We start from the raw sequence: 19729 nt of genomic DNA, 5'->3' as shown, positions 1-19729 counted from the left end.
TGTCTATATGGCTAAAAAACATGACGCGTGAATGGGTAGAAAACGGACTTATCGTATTGTTATTCAAGATAAATGTTGTTGAAGTTCTTTTTTAAACCAGAGAGCGATAAAGGACGGTAATAAACAGGCATAAACAATCCTGAGGAACAGGAAACCCAGTGTGAATGCTGGATATTGGGCACATTGAAACAACATAAGGACATCGTTTGTTTATGAATAACGTAATGAAAAACGTCGAGATTATCGATTTTGGAAGCGGTCAATCTATTCCAAACCCCAAAGCATCATGTGGCGCAGTGACGCCGTATGAAAAGTTGATTTTCAGCGTGAAGCGGTTACCCGAAACGCTGTCGTCTTATTTCCCTCTCAATGGTTATTCGACGCCCTGCCGGGCCGTCAACAATTTGTCGTCAACGATAGAGGTTTGTTTGCGCGCGATGATAGCGGCGACGCTTCCGCGGAACTTTCTTCATTCAACGTTACAGATGACGGGACAGACGTATGGAGCCGCAACGACGGAACCGACCACCTGTGCCTGTCACCGTGATATTACGCTCGCCGAGTTACGAAAAATCGCGCCGGAGGCCGATGAAGACAAGCTGACGACGTACCTGCAGGCTTTTAATGAGGGATTCGCTAAATACAGGATGACCACATGCAGGGAAAAAGCGCATTTTCTTGCACAGTGTTGTCACGAAAGCATGGGCCTGGTCTACACCGCGGAAATCGGCGGGAGTCAAAAGAGCTATGCGCCTTGGTACGGTCGGGGCTTGATTCAATTGACCTTCGAGATGAACTATCGCGCGTACGGGAGCGCGGTGGGCGAGGATGTGTATTCCAGTGAAGACAACCGGAATAAACTGACTACCTCGCCTCACTGTGTGACCTCGGCCTTTTGGTTTTACATGGATTATGGCAACCAGAATCTGAATCGTTACGCCAAAAAAGATGACTTCAATATCATTACGGCCAGAATTAACGGCGGTTTTAATGGTTATGACGACAGGTTGCGCTATTTCGATAAGGCCGTTGAGGTGCTGAAGTGTGAGCACCTCAATCAATTAAGGAAGGCGAATGGATTCACGTTCGAGGAGAGCGCCATTTATAACAATAAAGTTTATGCGTACAGCTGGGCGCGTTATCACGATCCGTTAAGCAAAGAACAAGGCACTCGCAAAGATAAGGCTGAGGCGCTGGTGGCTTATAAGAGGGCGCTGGCGTTATATCAAGCGGCGAAAGATACCACCAAAGCCAACGCGATTCAGACGCGAATAAATCGCCTAAGTTGAACCATGGGGGGCTGATTCAGCCCCCTTTTTTTATCCGAAGATCGCACAAGCGCACCCGATGAACGCCGTGATTTGTGCATCGAAGTGAACAGCGGCGGATTATTTTGCCAGCGCCGACCGTTCATTGACGTCCTCGCCAAACGAACAGAGCACATCAGACAGTCAGTTTATATCGATAGAGTCAGAGAAAAACTGACCGGCTGCGCCGGTGTGCGTCGCGAGCGTTTTGGCTAATTTCCTGCACGGTTTCTTCTAACACATTGCTTTTGCCGTTCCAGGTCAATATCAACTTCCCCTCCCGTTTTGCCGGTGTGATGTTATCGTCTGTCGGACAAGAAAACAGCAGCGTGTCGTCAGGCGACGGGGCGGTCTGAGCTGGCGGTCAGAAAACAAAAAACAGTATAAAAAAAGGGGGATTACCCACCCTCTTTTCGCGGTATTCTCCTTGGCCGGAAGGGCCGATGATCTTCTTGAGATCCCCGATTTCTCCGGGTAATCTCACGCGTTAATGTGATACTTATCATCAGGCGAAGGCGCCGAGAGTATATGCCAGCGCGCGAATCAGAGGGTTCAGACGCGGGGGAAAGAAACCGGCGTATTTCTCTCTGATGTTTATAAAAATTCATGCTCACTGAGCGGCAATAACAACACTGAACGCCGACGGTTGCGTCGGAACGTTTGGGGATTCACCTGCACTGGGAATAGACCATGAGCGATAACGTATTTTTGACCGACCTGCTGGCGGCCTGCCACTGGATCGGGGAAAGAGGCTTGTGTCCCGCCACCGGCGGCAACATGTCCGTCCGTCTCGATGAGGCGCGCAGCCTGATCACGGCATCGGGCAAAGACAAGGGCAATCTAAAGCCGGATGACTTTCTACAGGTCGATATTGCTACCAACCATGTGCCTAGCGGCCGTACGCCGTCCGCGGAAACCGGTTTGCACACCTTGCTGTATCGTCTCGACGCGCACATCGGCGCCGTGCTGCATACGCACTCGGTCAACGCCACGGTGTTGTCCCGTGTAGAGAAAAGCGATGCCTTGATTCTGGAAGGCTACGAGATGCAGAAGTCGCTGGCTGGCCAGCGCTCGCATCTCGACCAAGTGAACATCCCTATTTTCGATAACGATCAGGACATTCCGGCGCTGGCCGAGCGCGTGGCGGCTCGCCATGCGTCCACGCCGCTGCGTTACGGTTTTCTGGTGCGGGGCCACGGCCTCTACTGTTGGGGACAGAGCGTGCAGGAAGCGCGACGTCATCTCGAGGGGCTGGAGTTTCTGTTCCAGTGCGAACTGCAACGACGTTTGCTGGAGGCGCAATGATTAAGGCCATCGTCACCGACATTGAAGGCACCACCAGCGACATTCGCTTCGTACACGACGTTCTGTTTCCCTACGCGCGCGCGCGTTTGGCGGACATCGTGGCTCAGGCCGGCGAGCAGCGGGAAGTCGCCGATGCGCTGGCGGCGCTGCGGATCGAGCTTGCGCGTCCGGAAGCCAGCGAAACGGAGCTGGTGGACGCACTGGCGCAGTTTATGGATCAGGATCGCAAGTCGACGGCGCTGAAAACGTTGCAGGGCATTATCTGGCGTACAGGCTATCGGCAGGGCGACTTCCATGGCCACGTCTACGCCGACGTGACGCCGCAACTGCATGCGTGGCTTGAGCAGGGCATCAAGCTGTACGTTTACTCTTCCGGCTCGGTCGAGGCGCAGCAATTGCTGTTCGGCCACAGCGACGTCGGTGACTTACGACCGCTGTTCAGCGGCTATTTTGATACGCGCGTTGGCGCCAAACGTGAAGTCGCATCCTATCGGAATATCGCCGAAGCCATTGCGCTCCCGGCGGCTGAAATTCTGTTCCTTTCCGATATTCATCAGGAGCTGGACGCGGCGCGAAGCGCCGGTTGGCATACCTGTCAGCTGCTGCGCGGCGAGGCAGACCCCCAGAGCGATCACCCGCAGGTGAGCCGCTTCGATCATATCGACGTACAGGAGATTTCCTCATGAGCGCACTCACTATTTTCAGCGACCAAGACGCATCACAACCGGTGTGGCAGAGCCAGGACGCCGAGGCGATCCGTCAGCGTTTGACGGCTATCGGCGTCCGTTTCGAACGCTGGCAGGCGGATCGCGCATTGAGCGCAGAGCCTGACGCGGAAGAGGTGCTGGCGGCCTATCAGCATGAAATCAACAAACTGGTGGCGGAAAAAGGCTATCAGAGCTGGGATGTGATCAGCATGCGCGCCGACCATCCTCAGAAGGAAGCGCTGCGCGGCAAGTTTCTGTCTGAGCATACGCACGGGGAAGATGAAGTGCGTTTCTTTGTGGAGGGCGCGGGGCTGTTCTGCCTGCATGTCGAAGGGCAGATCTTCCAGATCTTGTGTGAGAAGAACGATCTGTTGTCCGTCCCGGCGGGAACGCCGCACTGGTTCGATATGGGGTCGTCCCCGAACTTTACGGCCATTCGTCTGTTCGACAATCCGGAAGGATGGATCGCCCACTTCACCGGCGACGACATCGCCACGGCGTATCCGAAGCTGGCCTGATTTCCTGTCGTTAAGCGTCTCCCCACCCGAGCGGCGGGGAGACGTTTCCTACGGTATTAACGCGACAGCGTCTGCTGAAAAATACCGGCGCGCGCCTGCTCTGGCGTAATTACACCGCTGTCCAGCACCCAACCGCTAATCAAGGCGGCCGGGGTGACGTCAAACGCCGGGTTATACACTCGCGCGTCCTGCGGGGCCCACTGGGTATGGCCAAAGCTTCCTGATACGCCGGTGACTTCGGCGGCCGCGCGCTGTTCGATGGGGATCGCGTGTCCATCCGGGCAGTGCGGATCGTGCGTCGTATGAGGCGCGGCGACGTAGAACGGAATACAGTGATACCGCGCCAGTACCGCCAGGCTGTAGGTGCCGATTTTGTTGGCGACGTCGCCGTTGGCGGCGATGCGGTCCGCACCCACCCACACGGCATCAACCTGACCCTGCGCCATCAGCGATGCCGCCATGGCGTCGCAGATCAGATGATAGGGAATGCCCAATTCCCCCAGCTCCCAGGCGGTCAGGCGTCCGCCTTGCAGCAATGGCCGGGTTTCATCCACCCAGACATTTTCTATCTTGCCTTGCTGATGCGCGCGCAGCAGTACGCCGATCGCCGTGCCGACGCCCGCCGTCGCCAGTCCGCCGGTGTTGCAGTGCGTCAGCAGCCGACTGCCGGGGGTGACCAGCGCTGCGCCGTAATCCGCGATGCGATCGCACAGGGCGCGATCTTCCTCAATCAGCCGCAGGGCTTCCTGTCCCAGCGCCGGGATCCACTCCGGCGCCGCCAGCGCCTGCTTCATGCGATCGAGGTTGTTCATCAGGTTCACGGCGGTCGGGCGGGCCGCGCGCAGCGTCTCCAGCGCGGTCGCCAGCGCAGGACGAGAGAGACCGTGTTCCGCCAGCAAAGCCAGCAGCAGACTGGCCGATAGCCCGATCACGGGCGCGCCGCGTACGCGCAACGCTTTGATGTGTTCCACCAGCGCATTGACGTCTGGGCAGGGATGCCAAACCTTCTCCTGCGGCAGCGCTTGCTGATCGAGGATCCAGAGCTGGTTATCAATAACCTTTAAACTTGTAGTGTTAATGTTTTGCATTTGGAGTTAAATCCGTGTTGCGCTATTGCATCAATTTTTTAATTCTGCCAGTATGCTTTGCGGATGTATAGACGTCCAAACGCTTTTATGTCTAAAACAACAAGAAAATGGCACAGATACCACCTACCAGGGGATTCGCAATGTCACAATACCGTACTTTTCATGCAGACGATGCCGTAGCATACGCCCGCCAATACGGCGGCGTGGCAGAGGCGCACACGTTGGTCGCCGCCGAGGAAATTGGCGACGGCAACCTGAATCTGGTCTTTAAAATTCGCGATACGCAGGGCGTCAGCCGTGTGATCGTCAAACAGGCATTGCCCTATGTACGCTGCGTCGGCGAGTCGTGGCCGCTGACGCTGGATCGATCGCGCATCGAAGCGGAAACCTTGCTGACACATGCGCAGTTTTGCCCGCAGCATACCGTCTCGGTGCTGCATTACGATCCTGAACTGGCGGTGATGGTGCAGGAAGATCTGTCCGATCACCGCATCTGGCGTAACGAGCTGGTCGCCGGGCGTCATTACCCGCAAGCGGCCGCGCAATTGGGCGAATATTTGGCGCAGACGCTGTTCCATACCTCGGATTTCTATCAGCCGCCGCACGAGAAGAAAGCGGCGGTCAGTCGTTTCACCAACCCGGAGCTGTGCCAGATTACGGAAGACCTGTTCTTTACCGATCCGTATATCGACCATGAGCGCAATCAGTTCGAGCCAGAACTCCTGCCGAACGTACTGGCGCTGCGGGAAGATCGCGAGGTGAAACGCGCGGTGGCGGCCTTGAAACATGGCTTTCTCGCCAAAGCGGAAGCGCTGTTGCACGGCGATGTGCATAGCGGATCGATTTTCGTCGCGGAAGACAAGCTCAAGGTGATTGACGCCGAGTTCGGTTTCTACGGCCCTATCGGTTTTGACGTGGGGTCTGCGTTGGGGAACCTGCTGTTGAATTACTGCGGCGCGGCCGGGCTGTTGGGTGATGAAGCCGCAAAGGTGGCTCGATCTCAGCGTCTCGACGAGTGTGCCGCGCTGTGGCGGACGTTTGCTGAACGTTTCGCGGCGCTGTGCGCTGATCAAGGGCGTGAACCGGCGCTGGCGGCTGAGGGCTATGCCGAACTGTTTTTACGTCAGGTGTGGCAAGACGCTATTGGCTACTGTGGCACCGAATTGATTCGTCGCACTATCGGTTTGGCTCATGTGGCGGATCTGGACAGTATTGCGGACACTCAGGCGCGATTGACCGCCAAACAGCATGCGCTGGCGCTGGGCCGGGCGCTGATCGTCGACGCGCAGACGATCGGCGACATCGGCGCGCTTTTGACGCGGATCCGTCAGTTCGACGTCTGATCAACACCGTATGGCCGCCGTCACGACAGGAAAAGAGAATCCGTGGCGGTGGTCGAAGCACCGGATATCGCGTTCATTTGTTATGGCGGCGCGCCAGCGCTTTAACGCTGCGCGCAATTTTACTCCTCGTTGTTCCTCCTCGTTCCTTCCCCACATATTGCTAAATCAAGGGTTCTTTCAGGCAAGTGCTGTCGTGATGAACCGCCCGAATGTGTCACTGTTTTGAATGAGGGCTTTGCGACGTTGATGCTCCGTGGGCGTTGTTCATCTTTTCATAAAACACCAAAGGTTAAAGTCGGTGGATTGTGGCTATTTTCACCTATCATTTTCATGAGCAGGGTGGCATTAACCATCATGAACGCTTGGCTTTCGGCATCAACGCGCTGATAGAGGGGAGAAGATGAAAAAACGTGCTTGTCATCAACATGACGGCAGTCTGCTACTGTCGGCGGGTAGCGCTCACGCGGCCAGCGCGGACCCGTATATTGAACGTGAAACGCAGGCTTTGTTGACTGCGCTGAACCGCGGGGGCAGCCAACCGATTGAACAGCTTTCTCCGGCAGAGGCGCGAAAGATGCTGGCCGAACTGCAGGCGAGCGTCGACGTGGATATGTCCGGCGTCGTCATCTCGCATAAAACGATTAATGTGGACGGACACCCGCTGGCATTGACCATCGTACGGCCTGACAACGCCGGGGACATGCCGCCCGCATTTATGTTTTTTCATGGCGGCGGCTGGGTGCTGGGTGATTTCCCGGCCCACCAACGCATGGTCAGAGATCTGGTGCGTTCTTCCGGCGCTGCGGCCGTCTTCGTGGACTACACCCTCAGCCCGGAAGCGCATTATCCCGTGGCGATCCATCAGGCTTATGCCGCGACCCTGTGGGTGTCTGAGCACGGCGCGGAAATCAACGTCGATGGACAGCGTCTGGCCGTCGTTGGCAACAGCGCTGGCGGTAACATGGCGACGGTGGTCTGCCTGATGGCGAAAGAAAAGGGCTCGCCGACGCTTCGCTATCAGGTGCTTTTCTGCCCGGTCACGGATGCCAGATTCGACACGGAATCTTACCAACGTTTTGCTGAGGGCCGCTTTCTGACGCGCGCCATGATGACCTGGTTCTGGGACCACTATACGACCCGCGACGCCGAGCGCGCCGAGATTTACGCATCGCCGCTGAGGGCGAGCGAAGCGCAGTTGAAAGGGTTACCGCCAGCTCTGATCCAGACCGCAGAAAACGATGTGCTGCGAGACGAAGGAGAAGCCTATGCTCGCCATCTGAATGCGGCAGGCGTCGACGTCGTGCAGGTGCGTTACAACGGTATGATCCACGACTTTGGTTTTCACAACGCCTTGGTGAAGGTGCCGGAAGCTCAGGCCGCGTTGGACCAGGCTGGCAGGCTGCTGAAAAAGCATCTGCGTTAAGCATCGAATTCTGATGTTGCGTTTGCATGCCGCCTGGCGCCGTTTCGTCGGTATGTTTTGATACCGGTGGAGCCTTGTGGCGTCCTTCTGTATGAGCGGGAGCGCCCCATTGCGCGCAAATTAACCGCTCCGGCGTGACCGCTGCCGCGAATCATGACAATCGTCAATTGTGCGCTTCTCCGGGTTTGGGCGATCCGTTACACTGCACGGCAGACCATCGTGATATCACCTAATGAGAGGGTTCCATGTATCAGGACTTAATCCGTAAAGAGCTAACCGAAGCGGCGGATACGCTGAATACCTTTTTAAGCGACGATGCCAATATTCAGTCGATTCAAGCCGCAGCGGTACTGCTGGCGGACGCCTTCAAAGCGGGCGGAAAGGTTATCTCCTGTGGGAACGGCGGTTCTCATTGTGATGCCATGCATTTCGCCGAAGAGCTGACCGGCCGTTACCGTGAAAACCGTGCGGGACTGCCGGCGATTGCCATTTCCGATCCGAGTCATATTTCCTGCGTCGGCAATGATTTTGGCTACGACTTCGTGTTCTCGCGCTACATCGAATCGCTGGGACGAGAAGGGGATGTGCTGCTTGGGATTTCTACCTCGGGTAACTCCGGCAACATCATCCGGGCCATTGCGGCCGCGCGCGCCAAGCGTATGAAAGTCATTACGCTGACCGGTAAAGACGGCGGCAAAATGGCGGGTTCGGCTGACGTTGAAATCCGCGTGCCGCATTTTGGCTACGCCGACCGGATTCAGGAAATCCATATCAAAGCGATCCATATCCTGATCCAGCTGATCGAAAAGGAAATGGCGGAGAACTAATCGTGCATTAGGCCGCATCCCGCTGCGTGCGGGTGCGGTCGTTGCCGTCAGATCGCTTCATCAAGGCGCGGACCGGCGCTCGGCAGAAGACGGTCTTCAGACGTTGGCCCCGAAGGAACCGGGCGGCGTCGCTCGTCGTCGATTGGGCCATCCACACCGCACGGCTCGCGCCTTGAGACGCAGCCTAATCACCGCCAGCGGCTCTCACGTTCTAATGGCGGGTCACAAAGGTAAGGAACCAACCATGTGTGAACTGCTTGGGATGAGCGCCAATGTCCCAACTGATATCTGTTTTAGTTTTTCCGGGCTGATGCAACGCGGTGGTCGTACCGGGCCGCATCGTGACGGCTGGGGCATTACTTTTTACGAGGGGAACGGTTGCCGGACGTTCAAAGATCCCCTGCCCAGCGCCACGTCCCCTATCGCGCAGCTGGTGCAGAAGTATCCCATCAAATCCTGCGCGGTGGTGTCGCATATCCGTCAGGCTAACCGCGGTGCCGTGGCGCTGGAGAATACCCATCCGTTCACCCGCGAGCTGTGGGGGAGAAACTGGACGTTCGCCCATAACGGCCAACTGAAAGGCTATCGCAGCCTGAAAACCGGCACCTACCGCCCGGTAGGCCAAACGGACAGCGAATACGCATTCTGCTGGTTGCTTCATCATCTCTCATTACGTTATCCCCGCACGCCATCGCACTGGTCCTCGGTGTTTCGCTACATCGCTTCGCTGGCGGAAACGCTGAGCAAAAAAGGGGTGTTCAATATGCTGTTGTCCGACGGGCATTTCGTGATGGGCTATTGCTCCACGCGGCTGTGCTGGATTACGCGTCGCGCGCCTTTCGGCAAGGCGACGTTGCTGGATGATGATGTGGAAATCGATTTTCAGCAGCAGACCACGCCGGATGACGTGGTGACCGTGCTGGCGACGCAGCCGCTGACAGGGAATGAAACCTGGCATCAGATTGAGCCAGGCGAGTTCGTGTTATTCCACTTTGGTGAGCGCGTAGTTTGAAAACGGGTTCTTGTTCGGGGTCGCCTGGTTCACCATATACTGGCCGTTGAACACGGCGACGGCCGGCGGCTGGTGATGTTGGTTAAAGTAAGCGTAACCCGGCTGCAATTGCTGCCAGAAATTGGCGTAAGTCGAGTTGCGATGCCGCTGCAGGTTTTTGTCCGTCATGCGGAAGGGGTAGATCGCCAGTTCAACCTTTGCCTGCCCGTTCAATAGCGCCCTTTCGACGTAGGTGTAGATCTCATCGATGTACTGATTGGTCATGGCATAACAGCCGACCGACACGCATTCGCCGTGGATCATCAGATAGCGTCCGGAATAGCCCTGAGAGAGGTCATATTCGTTGGGGAAACCGACGTTGATGGCGCGGTGAAAGTGGCTATCCGGTTTAAGCTGATGCAAATCGACCTGATAAAATCCTTCCGGACTCTTCATATCGCCTTCCACCCGTTTGGGACCGAGTCCGCCCGAGTATTTGCAGATGGGATAGCTTTGCACCAGACGATAATCGGTGCCGACTTTGGCATACAGCTCCAATAACCGCTCTTCTTTGAATATCTGAATATAGACCGGCGAGCCTAACGCTTGCTGCTTAAATGAGGTCGTTACCGGAATGACTTCGCTGGCATAGCTGGTAACGAAAACGGAAGGCAAAAAAAACAGCGTCGCAAATGACAGTGCGATTTTTTGCATTGATGGATCCTGATAACTGAAGCTGTGTCACATACGGTATTTTTGTGGTGTCGTCCCGTATTCCGGTGCCTATGGCGGTGTAGCGCTGTCACATTAGCACTGCTTTTATTTTATTCAAGTTGGAAATGATGTCGGGAAACGACGGTTCTGACACGCCGGGCAGAGTGTGAGCGTCATGCGTGCGAGAAGGAGCGTTTAGGACGATGTTGACTCGGCGTGGTGAGGTCATCGCGAAGACGTGCTAACACAAAGATATTATTAGGAAACTTGTTGGCTGTCATGCCGCTCGCGGCGTTCGGCGAGTCGCGGCTATCGCTGTGACGGGCCGGGGGCGGGCGGTTTTTTTATTTTGCCTCTGTTTTGGGAAAATAGGGCGGATGAGCACGCGCTAAGGGCATTTGACTTGCCGTGTATCACTGGCGCGGCGTTGTGGCGATGGTCGGCCAGCTTGCATCACCCTGTGTGGGTACTGTATTTTTATACAGATACCGGAGGGGATATGCGCAAGATCATTCATGTCGATATGGATTGCTTTTACGCCGCAATTGAAATGCGGGACAACCCGCGCCTGCGCGATATTCCTCTGGCTATCGGCGGCAGCGCGCTGCGGCGCGGGGTGATTAGCACCGCCAATTATCCGGCTCGTCGTTACGGCGTTCACAGCGCGATGGCGACCGCGACCGCTTTGCGACTGTGTCCACATCTGACCCTGCTGCCGGGGCGTATGGAAGTCTATAAAGCCGCCTCCCTCCAGATTCGACAGATCTTTGCCCGCTATACCGAACTGATTGAGCCGTTATCCCTCGACGAAGCCTATCTCGACGTCACCGAGAGCCCTCATTGCAACGGTTCCGCGACGCTCATGGCGCAGGAGATTCGTCAGGCTATTTTTGATGAGCTACATCTGACCGCCTCCGCGGGCGTTGCCCCTATCAAATTTCTGGCGAAGGTGGCCTCTGAACAGAACAAACCCAACGGCCAGTACGTCATTACGCCGGCTCAGGTGGATGAGTTCATTCTGGCGCTGCCGCTGGCGAAGATCCCCGGCGTCGGCAAAGTGACGGCCAGTCGATTGGCTGAACGAGGATTGCAGACCTGCGCCGACGTGCGGCGCTACGATTTGTCTGCGCTCTTGAAGTCGTTCGGCAAGTTCGGGCGGGTGCTATGGGAGCGCTGTCACGGCATTGATGAGCGTCAGGTGTCGCCTGACCGGCTGCGTAAATCCGTCGGCGTCGAGAAAACGCTGGCGCAAGATATTCACGACTGGTCTCAATGCGAAGCGCTGATCGATACGCTGTATGACGAGCTGGAAGTGCGTCTGCGCCGGGTGAAGCCGGATCTGCATATCGCGCGTCAGGGAGTGAAGCTGAAGTTTGATGATTTTCGGCAAACCACGCAGGAGCATGTCTGGCCGGTGCTGAATAAAGAGGATCTCATTCAGTTGGCGAAGCAGACCTGGGAGCAGCGGCGCGAAGCGCGCGGCGTTCGGCTGGTGGGGTTACACGTGACGCTATTAGACCCGCAGTTGGAGCGGCAGTTGGTGTTCAACTGGGAACATTAATGGCGAAGGATTTGGCTCCGCATCCGGCGTTGTGACCAGCCGGATGCGGGAGGGGTCAGGCGACGGACGCCTTAGCTTTTCTCAGGGATGGCTTTCAGGACCGCGGTCAGCAGTTTCCAATACAGGCCAACGCTGGCGATATTCACCTGTTCATCCGGCGAGTGCGGTCCGGTGATGGTCGGACCGATGGAAACCATATCCATCTCCGGATACGGCTTCTTGAACAGGCCGCATTCCAGACCGGCGTGGATCACCTGCACGCTCGGCATTTTGTTGAACAGCTGCTGATACGTTTCCCGCACCAACTGCATGACCGGCGAATGCGCATCCGGCTGCCAGCCTGGGTAGCCGCCTTTGGGGCGAGTTTCCGCACCAGCCAACTGCCCCAGCGACGTCAGCACGCTCACCACATAATCCTTGCCGCTGTCGATCAGCGAACGGATCAGGCAGTGCACTTCTGCCTGGGTTTCCGTCATGGTGATCACGCCGACGTTCAGTGAGGTTTCCACCACGCCTTTCACTTCGTCGCTCATGCGGATCACGCCGTTGGGGATCGCGTTGAGTAAGGCCACCAGCCGATCGCGGCTATCGGCGGTCAGCGCCGCCGCGTCATTCGACGTGGATTCGACCAGGACGGCGATGTTTTTTTCCACCGCGGCCAGCTCATGTTTCAGTACGGCCACATAGTCCTGCGCCGCGGCTTTCAGCGCGGCGACCTTATCTTCAGCGACGGCCAGCGTGACCGCGCTTTCGCGAGGGATGGCATTGCGCAGCGTTCCGCCGTTCAGATCGAGGATTCGCAGGTCCAGCGTTCCCGCCTGTTCCGCCAGAAAACGGCCCAGCAGTTTATTGGCGTTGCCCAGTCCCAGGTGAATATCACAGCCGGAGTGTCCGCCTTTCAGTCCTTTAATGACCAGCTTTAGCACCTGATAGCCCGCAGGAACTGCTTCCCGTTGCAGCGGCAGGCGCGTCAGGAAATCGATGCCGCCCGCGCAGCCCATGTAGACCTCGCCTTCCTCTTCCGAGTCGGTGTTGATCAGGATCTCACCCTGTAGCCAGTTCGGTTGCAGGCCGAAAGCGCCGTCCATACCAGACTCTTCCGTCATGGTGAGCAGCACTTCCAACGGGCCGTGTTCAACGCTGTCGTCGGACAGAACGGCTAGCGTGGATGCCATGCCGATACCGTTGTCCGCGCCCAGCGTGGTGCCGCGCGCTTTCACCCATTCGCCGTCAATATAGGGTTGAATCGGATCTTTCGTGAAATCGTGCGCCGTATCGTTGTTTTTCTGCGGCACCATATCCAGATGCGCTTGCAGTACGACCGGTTTACGATTTTCCATACCCGGCGTCGCGGGTTTGCGCAGCAGAATGTTGCCGACGCTATCGCGCTCGGAATGCAGGCCGCGCGCCTGCGCCCATGACAAGATGTGCGCCGCCAGCGCCTCTTCATGATAGGAGGGATGCGGAATGGAACAGATCGTGGCAAAAATATCCCACAGGGGCTGTGGGGAAAGCTGAGACAATTCAGACACTATTCACGTCTCCTTTTCAGCAGCCTAAGTCCGCGTCTGGCGCGTGAGGCGCTACAGGTTAAAAAACAATCGCCTTTGAGCATGGCGATCGGGCATCATGAAACAGAGTATCACTTTCCCGCCGCTGGGGAGAGTCTGTCAATCCGGGTCGCGTTGAACGGGCTGAGGCAGGCGATAGCCGCGGGATAACAGACGATGATGGCGGGGATTTTGTCGCCATAAACAAAACTCAATCGGATTAAGGCTGGTTTTTATGGGGTTGCCTATCTATAATCTCGCGCAACCTTTTTCCCCCTCCGACTATGATAAAGCCGACTCCACCGTTGGCCGGGATATATTATATGAGTGAAAAATACGTCGTAACCTGGGATATGTTGCAGATTCATGCCCGCAAACTGGCCGAGCGTTTACTGCCGGCGGACCAATGGAAAGGCATCATCGCCGTCAGCCGTGGCGGTCTGGTCCCGGGTTCTCTGCTGGCCCGTGAACTGGGCATCCGTCATGTGGACACCGTATGCATCTCCAGCTACGACCATGACAATCAGCGCGAGCTGAAGGTGCTGAAACGCGCCGAAGGCGATGGCGAGGGCTTCATCGTGGTGGACGATCTGGTCGATACTGGCGGCACCGCCAAAGCGATTCGCGATATGTATCCGAAAGCGCACTTCATCACCATTTTTGCGAAGCCGGCTGGGAAACCGCTTGTGGACGATTATCAGGTCGATATCCCGCAGGATACCTGGATTGAGCAGCCTTGGGACATGGGCGTGGTGTTCGTACCGCCGTTGTCTGACCGCTAATCGCTCCCTGATTTGTCGCCTATAACGCCCGGTTCTGCCGGGCGTTGTCATTTCTGATTCTTTTCCCTCTCCCGTACTGCTTTTCCTCGTGGTGTTGAGTACACTTTAGCGAAACGCTCTCTCTCTGCTGCTTGACCTTTATGGAGGCTGCTGTGGTTCAGGCCAACCTGTCCGAAAAGCTGTTTAAACCATCCTTCAAACATCCGGAAACCTCTACCTTAATCCCGCGCGCCCACCACTCCACCAGCGGGATGCACTCCGCCCTGGAAGGCAGCAACAACAATGCCTGGTATCGGATGATTAACCGCCTGATGTGGATTTGGCGCGGCGTCGCCCCGCTGGAAATTGAAGAGGTCTTGTCACGTATCGCCGCCAGTACGGCCCAGCGCAGCGACGATGCCTTGCTGGATACGGTCATCGGTTATCGCGGCGGAAACTGGATTTATGAATGGGTTGTGCAGGGGATGCGCTGGCAGCAGCAGGCGGCGGAGAGCGAAAGCGAGCAGGATGACGAAACAAAAGGGCAGTGCTGGCTTAAAGCCGCCATGCTCTACAGCATCGCCGCCTATCCGCACCTGAAAGGCGATGAGCTTGCCGAGCAGGCGCAGACGATGGCGAATCGCGCCTATGAAGAGGCCGCCACTCTCCTGAGCTACGAGCTGAAAACGCTGTCTATTCCAATCGAAGGCGGCGGAACGCTGACCGGTTTTCTGCATCTGCCTTCCCAAGGCAGCGCGCCGTTTCCCACCGTATTGGTGTGCGGCAGCCTGGACCTGTTGCAAAGCGACTATCACCGCTTATTCCATGACTATCTGGCGCCGGCGGGCATGGCGATGTTGACCATCGATATGCCGTCGGTCGGTTTCTCGTCGCGCTGGAAGTTGGATCAGGACTCTAGTTTTCTGCATCAGCAGGTGTTGAAAGCCTTGCCGGACGTGCCGTGGGTGGATCATACCCGTGTCGGGGCTTTTGGGTTTCGCTTCGGCGCCAATATCGCCGTTCGGCTTGCGTATCTGGAATCGCCGCGGCTGAAGGGCGTCGCCTGTCTGGGCCCCGTGGTGCACTCGCTGCTGGCCGACGCCGTGCGTCAGCAGGACGTGCCGGATATGTACATGGATATTCTCGCCAGCCGACTCGGTATGCCGTCGTCCACCGACGCCGCCTTAAAGGCTGAAATGGGACGCTACTCTCTGAAAACACAGGGGTTGCTGGGGCGCCGCTGTCCAACGCCGATGCTCTCCGCCTACTGGAAGGATGACGTGCTCAGTCCGAAGGAGGAGTCCGAACTCATTGTTAACTCATCGTCTCAGGGGAAGCTGATGGCGGTGAATACCTCACCGGTCTACGAAAGTTTCCACCTCTGTTTACAGCAAATCAGCCATTGGTTACGGCATCAGCTTCAGTAGTGATGTCTTTATCTGCCGCATAATCGTCCCTTTTATCGTCCCATTACCTTGGGTGGGATGGTGATAACGTATCCGTTAGCTATGCTATTTAAAAAACGAAATAGCGACGAAGGTAAGCCGCCGCGCGTGCGGCTTTACAGCGCGTGCAAAAAAACATTCCTTCCCAATTGGATGATAAGCAGCTGGATAACGTTATTATGGAGAGAAGGTGGATCTTACTTGTTCTGATATTTTTGATGTTACCCCTTATGTTAGCCAGGGCCGAGGCGTCCAATCTTAAAACAGAGATGAGTCAAGTTTCGGCTGCCGACCTCCGCCGAACTGTCTCCGGCATTGTCAGCTACACCCGGTGGCCAACCACCCAAACGGTTCCTACGCTTTGCGTATTCTCTTCAGCGCATTTTGCTGCCGTGCTCACCGATACTCGTAATGAACAAGATATCCCCACGTTCAATACAATATTAATAGATGATGTCGATGATTTTTCGTCCTCGCACTGCGATGCGGTATACTTCGGCAGGGAATCCATTCAAGAGCAGGTCGGAATTTCAAGCCTGGACCCGGCGCATCCATTACTGACCATTTCGGAACAAAACCCCGAATGTGTCGATGGCAGCGCATTTTGTCTTATCTTCGCGGATAAAAAGGTCAGTTTCTCTGTAAATTTGGACTCGTTGTTTCGTACCGGGGTGAAAGTCAGTCCCGAAGTGTTAATGCTTGGTCGTCCGCGGAATGCTAAACATGGATAAGCCAGCCTCTACGTCCAGTACAGTCACCGGCAGAATCACGTTCAGAAATGCCCTGGCTCGTATCAGTACCTTAAGTATCGTCATCACAATGACGGTGTCATGGATGTTGATCACCACGGCGTCGTTGATTTCATTCAAACAGTATTCTGAGAAGAATCTGCAGTTGCTCGCCAGTACCCTGAGTCAGAGCATCGAGGCCGCTGTCGTGTTCCGCGACGGCGTGGCGGCCCGTGAAACGCTGAGCACCCTCGGTCAGCAAGGCCAGTTCAGTCAGGCTATCGTCACGGATGCGAACGGCCGAAAAATCACGTTCTGGCAGGCCGCGGGCAGTGAGCACGCTGACCCCATGAGCCGGGTGATCGCTAAGTGGCTGTTTCCCAGCTCGGTGCTGCAACCTATCTATCATCGGGGCAATCTCGTCGGTCATATTGAGATTTCGGGCAGCGACGCCCCGGTAAAAAGCTTCGTCTACTTCTCCTTGCTGGTGCTCACGCTGTGCCTGGTTTTCGCCTCGATATTGTCCGTTATCATCACCCGTCACCTGCACCATGGCCTGATTATGGCGCTGCAAAATATAGCTGAGGTGGTGCACGACATTCGCGAAAACCGTAACTTCGCCCGGCGAGTACCGTCGGAAAAAATTGTCGAACTGGACATCTTTAGTCAGGATTTCAACAGCCTGCTGGAAGAAATTGAAAGCTGGCAGGAGCAGATCCTGAAAGAGAACGATTCCTTGCTGAAACGCTCTCTGCACGATGCATTGACGGGGTTGGCTAACCGCACGGCTTTTTGCAGCGCGCTGGAAAACGTGCTGGAAGATGAAGAGAGCCACAGCCATACGGCTGTACTGTTTATGGATGGCAACCAGTTCAAATACATCAATGATACCTATGGCCACGCGGCTGGCGACAAGGTGTTGATAACCATTGCTAAGCGATTGAAATATTGCGCAGGGAAAAAAGACCTTCCGGCGCGATTGGGCGGCGATGAGTTCGCTTTGATCCTGTCTGACGTCCAGGATATGGATGACGTCATGCCCATCGTGAACAAGATCCGGCGCCGTGTAAGCCAGCCGATCGAACTTCAAAATGGCGCGGAAGTTGTGATGTCGCTAAGCATTGGCGTAGCGATTGCCGATCAGTACTCCACTATAGAGGACCTCCTGGAGCAGGCTGACAAAAACATGTACCTGGAAAAACAAAAATACAGGCGACATGCGTTAACGAGGTAGTGGTTGTATGAAATTCAGTCTGCAGTTTGTACTCATTGCTGTCATGGCGCTGGGTTTGGTGGCCTGCCAGTCTCACAAAGGTCCGTTCACGCCTGCGCAGGTTGCCGCATTGCAATCGTCCGGATTTAAGGCGAGCGAAGAGGGGTGGACGCTGGGACTCTCGGAAAAGGTCTTGTTCGGGCTCGATCAATCCGGGCTGACTCCTCAAAGTCGGGCGGCAATCAAAAGAGTCGCCAACACGTTGTCCGCCGTAGGACTGAGTCATGCCCGCATGGATGGTCATACGGATAATACCGGTGATGACCGTTATAACGAGGCGCTCTCCTTGCGCCGAGCGGAAGTCGTCGCGGATGTGTATGCCGCCAGCGCCAATATCCCGCGTAGCCATATCCAGACGCGTGGTTTAGGTAAGGATTACCCTATTGCGAGCAATGCGACGGCGCAGGGTAGAGCCGAAAACCGCCGCGTTTCCATCGTCATTACCGCGCCATAATCTGTCCCCTCTGGCGGTAGGCGTCGACAAAAACGCCTGTCGTCAAGCCTTATTTCTCCCGCGATTAAGTTGAAAAATGCGGCATCTCTGCTAATAACTTAATGTTAAAACTGGGAGAATGCCGAATGACATTACCGTGTGGACATACGCGACACCGTTTGATTAAAAATTTCACCTCTTTGGGTCCTTATTTGCGGGAAGGCCAGTGCCATGATTTCTACTTCTTCTTTGACTGTCTGGCGATGTGCGTCGATGTCAAAGCGGAACCGGAAAAGCGCGAATTTTGGGGCTGGTGGTTGGATTTGGATGCGCAGGGACAAAGTATGACTTACTCGTATCGTTATGGCTTGTTTGATGAAGCCGGTAACTGGTCTGAAATCAAATTCAAAGACAAAGCAATCACCGAAAAAGTACACACCACGCGGGAAAGTTTCCACAAACGACTGGAAGTCTTGGTGCAGCAGCTCGACCCCCCTTATTCCTTAACGGAAAGACCGTAACGCCCCTTCAGGTCATAGGCCTGTGTCGGTTTTTTTCGCGTTGTGCCTGTTGGCATAACGCGTCTCTCCTGTTACAACGTTTTCTTCACCATCATCTTTTTTTATACAACGCAATGGCAGAAAAATTATGAGTGGCAGCCAAACGATGGTTGTAAAACTGGGCACCAGCGTGCTGACAGGCGGGTCTTCTCGCCTCAACCGGGCCCATATCGTAGAACTTGTGCGTCAGTGCGCGCAGTTGCATGCCGCAGGGCATCGCATTGTTATTGTTACCTCTGGCGCTATCGCCGCAGGCCGGGAGCACCTCGGCTATCCCGATCTCCCCGTGAATGTCGCGACCAAGCAGCTATTAGCCGCCGTCGGGCAAAGCCGTCTAATCCAGCTGTGGGAACAGCTGTTCTCGATTTATGGTATCCACATCGGCCAGATGTTGCTGACCCGTGCGGATATGGAAGATCGAGAACGCTTCCTGAATGCGCGCGACACGATGCGTGCATTGCTGGATAATCGCGTTGTTCCGGTTGTTAATGAGAACGACGCGGTCGCGACATTGGAAATCAAGGTCGGCGATAACGACAACCTATCGGCGCTGGTCGCCATTATGGCGGACGCCGACAAACTGTTACTGCTCACCGATCAAAAGGGCCTCTTTACTGCCGATCCGCGTGACAACCCGGATGCGAAGCTGATTAGTGACGTTCAGACCATCACCGATGAGCTGCGTCACGTCGCGGGCGGCAGCGTATCCGGTCTGGGCACAGGCGGTATGTCGACCAAAATTCAGGCGGCCGAAGTGGCCTGCCGCGCGGGGATCGACGTCATCATCGCGGAAGGTTGCCGACCGGGCGTGATTGGCGATGTCATGAACAATGTGTCGGTTGGTACTCACTTCCATGCCGTTGACGAACCGCTTGAAAAACGGAAACGTTGGATTTTCGGTGCGCCTCCGGCAGGTGAGATCATTGTGGATGACGGCGCACTCTCCGCCATCCAGGAACGCGGCAGCTCTCTGCTGCCAAAAGGCATTCGGGAAGTGACAGGGATTTTCTCCCGTGGCGAAGTCATCCGCGTACGCAGCCTGTCCGGTCGGGATTTGGCCCATGCGGTCACTCGCTACAACAGTGATGCACTGCGCATGATTGCGGGCCATCACTCGCAGGAGATCGAAGATATTCTCGGATACGAATACGGTCCGGTGGCGGTCCATCGGGACGACATGATTATCAATTAAGGA

At 55.9% G+C, this 19729-nt stretch carries 19 protein-coding genes; 16 read left to right on the top strand and 3 right to left on the bottom strand.

Going from position 1 to position 19729, the window contains the following annotated elements; all coding sequences use genetic code 11:
- The first annotated feature begins 212 nt into the window (after nt 1-212).
- The 4 genes from CKQ53_RS01505 to CKQ53_RS01490 all read left to right on the top strand — a co-directional run bounded on the left by CKQ53_RS01505 (nt 213) and on the right by CKQ53_RS01490 (nt 3837).
- Nucleotides 213-1289, top strand: coding sequence for a glycoside hydrolase family 19 protein (locus CKQ53_RS01505; protein ID WP_094118565.1), 1077 nt, complete (start codon nt 213-215; stop codon nt 1287-1289).
- A 708-nt stretch (nt 1290-1997) separates the two neighbouring features.
- Complete coding sequence (locus tag CKQ53_RS01500) at nt 1998-2612, top strand: methylthioribulose 1-phosphate dehydratase (protein WP_085653032.1); 615 nt, start codon at nt 1998-2000, stop codon at nt 2610-2612.
- Complete coding sequence (gene mtnC, locus CKQ53_RS01495) at nt 2609-3298, top strand: acireductone synthase (RefSeq protein WP_085653031.1); 690 nt, start codon at nt 2609-2611, stop codon at nt 3296-3298. Before CKQ53_RS01500 ends, mtnC begins: the two co-directional genes overlap by 4 nt.
- Nucleotides 3295-3837 carry a 1,2-dihydroxy-3-keto-5-methylthiopentene dioxygenase gene (locus CKQ53_RS01490; protein ID WP_085653030.1) on the top strand — a complete coding sequence of 181 codons (543 nt, stop codon included), beginning with the start codon at nt 3295-3297 and terminating at the stop codon, nt 3835-3837. Before mtnC ends, CKQ53_RS01490 begins: the two co-directional genes overlap by 4 nt.
- A 56-nt stretch (nt 3838-3893) precedes the next feature.
- On the opposite strand, the gene mtnA is transcribed toward CKQ53_RS01490, so the two are convergent.
- Nucleotides 3894-4925, bottom strand: coding sequence for an S-methyl-5-thioribose-1-phosphate isomerase (gene mtnA, locus CKQ53_RS01485; RefSeq protein WP_094118566.1), 1032 nt, complete (start codon nt 4923-4925; stop codon nt 3894-3896).
- A gap of 140 nt (nt 4926-5065) precedes the next feature.
- Between mtnA and mtnK the strand changes: the two genes are divergently transcribed.
- The 4 genes from mtnK (at nt 5066) to CKQ53_RS01465 (ending at nt 9530) form a co-directional block, all read left to right on the top strand.
- Nucleotides 5066-6268: an S-methyl-5-thioribose kinase gene (mtnK, locus tag CKQ53_RS01480; protein WP_094118567.1), complete on the top strand. Its 1203-nt coding sequence runs from the start codon at nt 5066-5068 to the stop codon at nt 6266-6268.
- Between the two features lie 400 nt (nt 6269-6668).
- Nucleotides 6669-7691: an alpha/beta hydrolase gene (locus CKQ53_RS01475; RefSeq protein ID WP_094118568.1), complete on the top strand. Its 1023-nt coding sequence runs from the start codon at nt 6669-6671 to the stop codon at nt 7689-7691.
- A 245-nt stretch (nt 7692-7936) separates the two neighbouring features.
- A complete protein-coding gene (gene lpcA / locus CKQ53_RS01470; RefSeq protein WP_094118569.1) occupies nt 7937-8518 on the top strand; it encodes a D-sedoheptulose 7-phosphate isomerase in 582 nt (193 codons plus the stop codon).
- A 244-nt stretch (nt 8519-8762) separates the two neighbouring features.
- Entirely contained in the window at nt 8763-9530 is a 768-nt protein-coding gene (locus CKQ53_RS01465; RefSeq protein WP_094118570.1) for a class II glutamine amidotransferase, read from the top strand.
- Here the strand turns inward: CKQ53_RS01465 and dpaA are convergent.
- Nucleotides 9501-10223, bottom strand: coding sequence for a peptidoglycan meso-diaminopimelic acid protein amidase (dpaA, locus tag CKQ53_RS01460; protein ID WP_094118571.1), 723 nt, complete (start codon nt 10221-10223; stop codon nt 9501-9503). The two genes, CKQ53_RS01465 and dpaA, sit on opposite strands and share 30 nt — an antisense overlap.
- A gap of 499 nt (nt 10224-10722) precedes the next feature.
- On the opposite strand from dpaA, the gene dinB reads away from it, so the two are divergent.
- Nucleotides 10723-11784 (top strand): DNA polymerase IV, encoded by a 1062-nt coding sequence (gene dinB / locus CKQ53_RS01455; RefSeq protein WP_094118572.1) that lies wholly within the window; start codon nt 10723-10725, stop codon nt 11782-11784.
- 71 nt (nt 11785-11855) lie between these two features.
- On the opposite strand, the gene pepD is transcribed toward dinB, so the two are convergent.
- A complete protein-coding gene (gene pepD, locus CKQ53_RS01450; RefSeq protein WP_094118573.1) occupies nt 11856-13316 on the bottom strand; it encodes a beta-Ala-His dipeptidase in 1461 nt (486 codons plus the stop codon).
- A gap of 341 nt (nt 13317-13657) precedes the next feature.
- Between pepD and gpt the strand changes: the two genes are divergently transcribed.
- The 7 genes from gpt (at nt 13658) to proB (ending at nt 19726) form a co-directional block, all read left to right on the top strand.
- Nucleotides 13658-14116: a xanthine phosphoribosyltransferase gene (gpt, locus tag CKQ53_RS01445; RefSeq protein ID WP_026739764.1), complete on the top strand. Its 459-nt coding sequence runs from the start codon at nt 13658-13660 to the stop codon at nt 14114-14116.
- A 152-nt stretch (nt 14117-14268) separates the two neighbouring features.
- A complete protein-coding gene (frsA, locus tag CKQ53_RS01440) occupies nt 14269-15522 on the top strand; it encodes an esterase FrsA (protein ID WP_094118574.1) in 1254 nt (417 codons plus the stop codon).
- Nucleotides 15523-15665: 143 nt separating this feature from the next.
- Nucleotides 15666-16271, top strand: a complete 606-nt coding sequence (yfiR, locus tag CKQ53_RS01435; RefSeq protein ID WP_100053532.1) for a regulatory sequestration protein YfiR — start codon at nt 15666-15668, stop codon at nt 16269-16271.
- Nucleotides 16264-17502 (top strand): diguanylate cyclase DgcN/YfiN, encoded by a 1239-nt coding sequence (gene dgcN, locus CKQ53_RS01430; RefSeq protein ID WP_085653209.1) that lies wholly within the window; start codon nt 16264-16266, stop codon nt 17500-17502. Before yfiR ends, dgcN begins: the two co-directional genes overlap by 8 nt.
- Before the next feature lie 7 nt (nt 17503-17509).
- On the top strand, nt 17510-17995 hold the full coding sequence (yfiB, locus tag CKQ53_RS01425) for an outer membrane lipoprotein YfiB (RefSeq protein WP_085653210.1): 486 nt from the start codon (nt 17510-17512) through the stop codon (nt 17993-17995).
- Between the two features lie 125 nt (nt 17996-18120).
- Nucleotides 18121-18495 carry a sigma factor-binding protein Crl gene (gene crl, locus CKQ53_RS01420; RefSeq protein WP_085653212.1) on the top strand — a complete coding sequence of 125 codons (375 nt, stop codon included), beginning with the start codon at nt 18121-18123 and terminating at the stop codon, nt 18493-18495.
- 127 nt (nt 18496-18622) lie between these two features.
- Entirely contained in the window at nt 18623-19726 is a 1104-nt protein-coding gene (proB, locus tag CKQ53_RS01415; RefSeq protein WP_085653213.1) for a glutamate 5-kinase, read from the top strand.
- Nucleotides 19727-19729: the final 3 nt, after the last annotated feature.

Origin of the sequence: Lonsdalea britannica (assembly GCF_003515985.1) — a bacterium.
Classification (GTDB): Bacteria; Pseudomonadota; Gammaproteobacteria; order Enterobacterales; family Enterobacteriaceae; genus Lonsdalea; species Lonsdalea britannica.
This window is presented reverse-complemented; position numbering and strand designations above follow the sequence as displayed.

Bases quoted from the DNA above. Each gene is read 5' to 3' on its own strand.
- CKQ53_RS01505 (WP_094118565.1), top strand. From the start codon at position 213: ATGAATAACGTAATGAAAAACGTCGAGATTATCGATTTTGGAAGCGGT.
- CKQ53_RS01500 (WP_085653032.1), top strand. From the start codon at position 1,998: ATGAGCGATAACGTATTTTTGACCGACCTGCTGGCGGCCTGCCACTGG.
- mtnC (WP_085653031.1), top strand. From the start codon at position 2,609: ATGATTAAGGCCATCGTCACCGACATTGAAGGCACCACCAGCGACATT.
- CKQ53_RS01490 (WP_085653030.1), top strand. From the start codon at position 3,295: ATGAGCGCACTCACTATTTTCAGCGACCAAGACGCATCACAACCGGTG.
- mtnA (WP_094118566.1), bottom strand. From the start codon at position 4,925: ATGCAAAACATTAACACTACAAGTTTAAAGGTTATTGATAACCAGCTC.
- mtnK (WP_094118567.1), top strand. From the start codon at position 5,066: ATGTCACAATACCGTACTTTTCATGCAGACGATGCCGTAGCATACGCC.
- CKQ53_RS01475 (WP_094118568.1), top strand. From the start codon at position 6,669: ATGAAAAAACGTGCTTGTCATCAACATGACGGCAGTCTGCTACTGTCG.
- lpcA (WP_094118569.1), top strand. From the start codon at position 7,937: ATGTATCAGGACTTAATCCGTAAAGAGCTAACCGAAGCGGCGGATACG.
- CKQ53_RS01465 (WP_094118570.1), top strand. From the start codon at position 8,763: ATGTGTGAACTGCTTGGGATGAGCGCCAATGTCCCAACTGATATCTGT.
- dpaA (WP_094118571.1), bottom strand. From the start codon at position 10,223: ATGCAAAAAATCGCACTGTCATTTGCGACGCTGTTTTTTTTGCCTTCC.
- dinB (WP_094118572.1), top strand. From the start codon at position 10,723: ATGCGCAAGATCATTCATGTCGATATGGATTGCTTTTACGCCGCAATT.
- gpt (WP_026739764.1), top strand. From the start codon at position 13,658: ATGAGTGAAAAATACGTCGTAACCTGGGATATGTTGCAGATTCATGCC.
- dgcN (WP_085653209.1), top strand. From the start codon at position 16,264: ATGGATAAGCCAGCCTCTACGTCCAGTACAGTCACCGGCAGAATCACG.
- yfiB (WP_085653210.1), top strand. From the start codon at position 17,510: ATGAAATTCAGTCTGCAGTTTGTACTCATTGCTGTCATGGCGCTGGGT.
- crl (WP_085653212.1), top strand. From the start codon at position 18,121: ATGACATTACCGTGTGGACATACGCGACACCGTTTGATTAAAAATTTC.
- proB (WP_085653213.1), top strand. From the start codon at position 18,623: ATGAGTGGCAGCCAAACGATGGTTGTAAAACTGGGCACCAGCGTGCTG.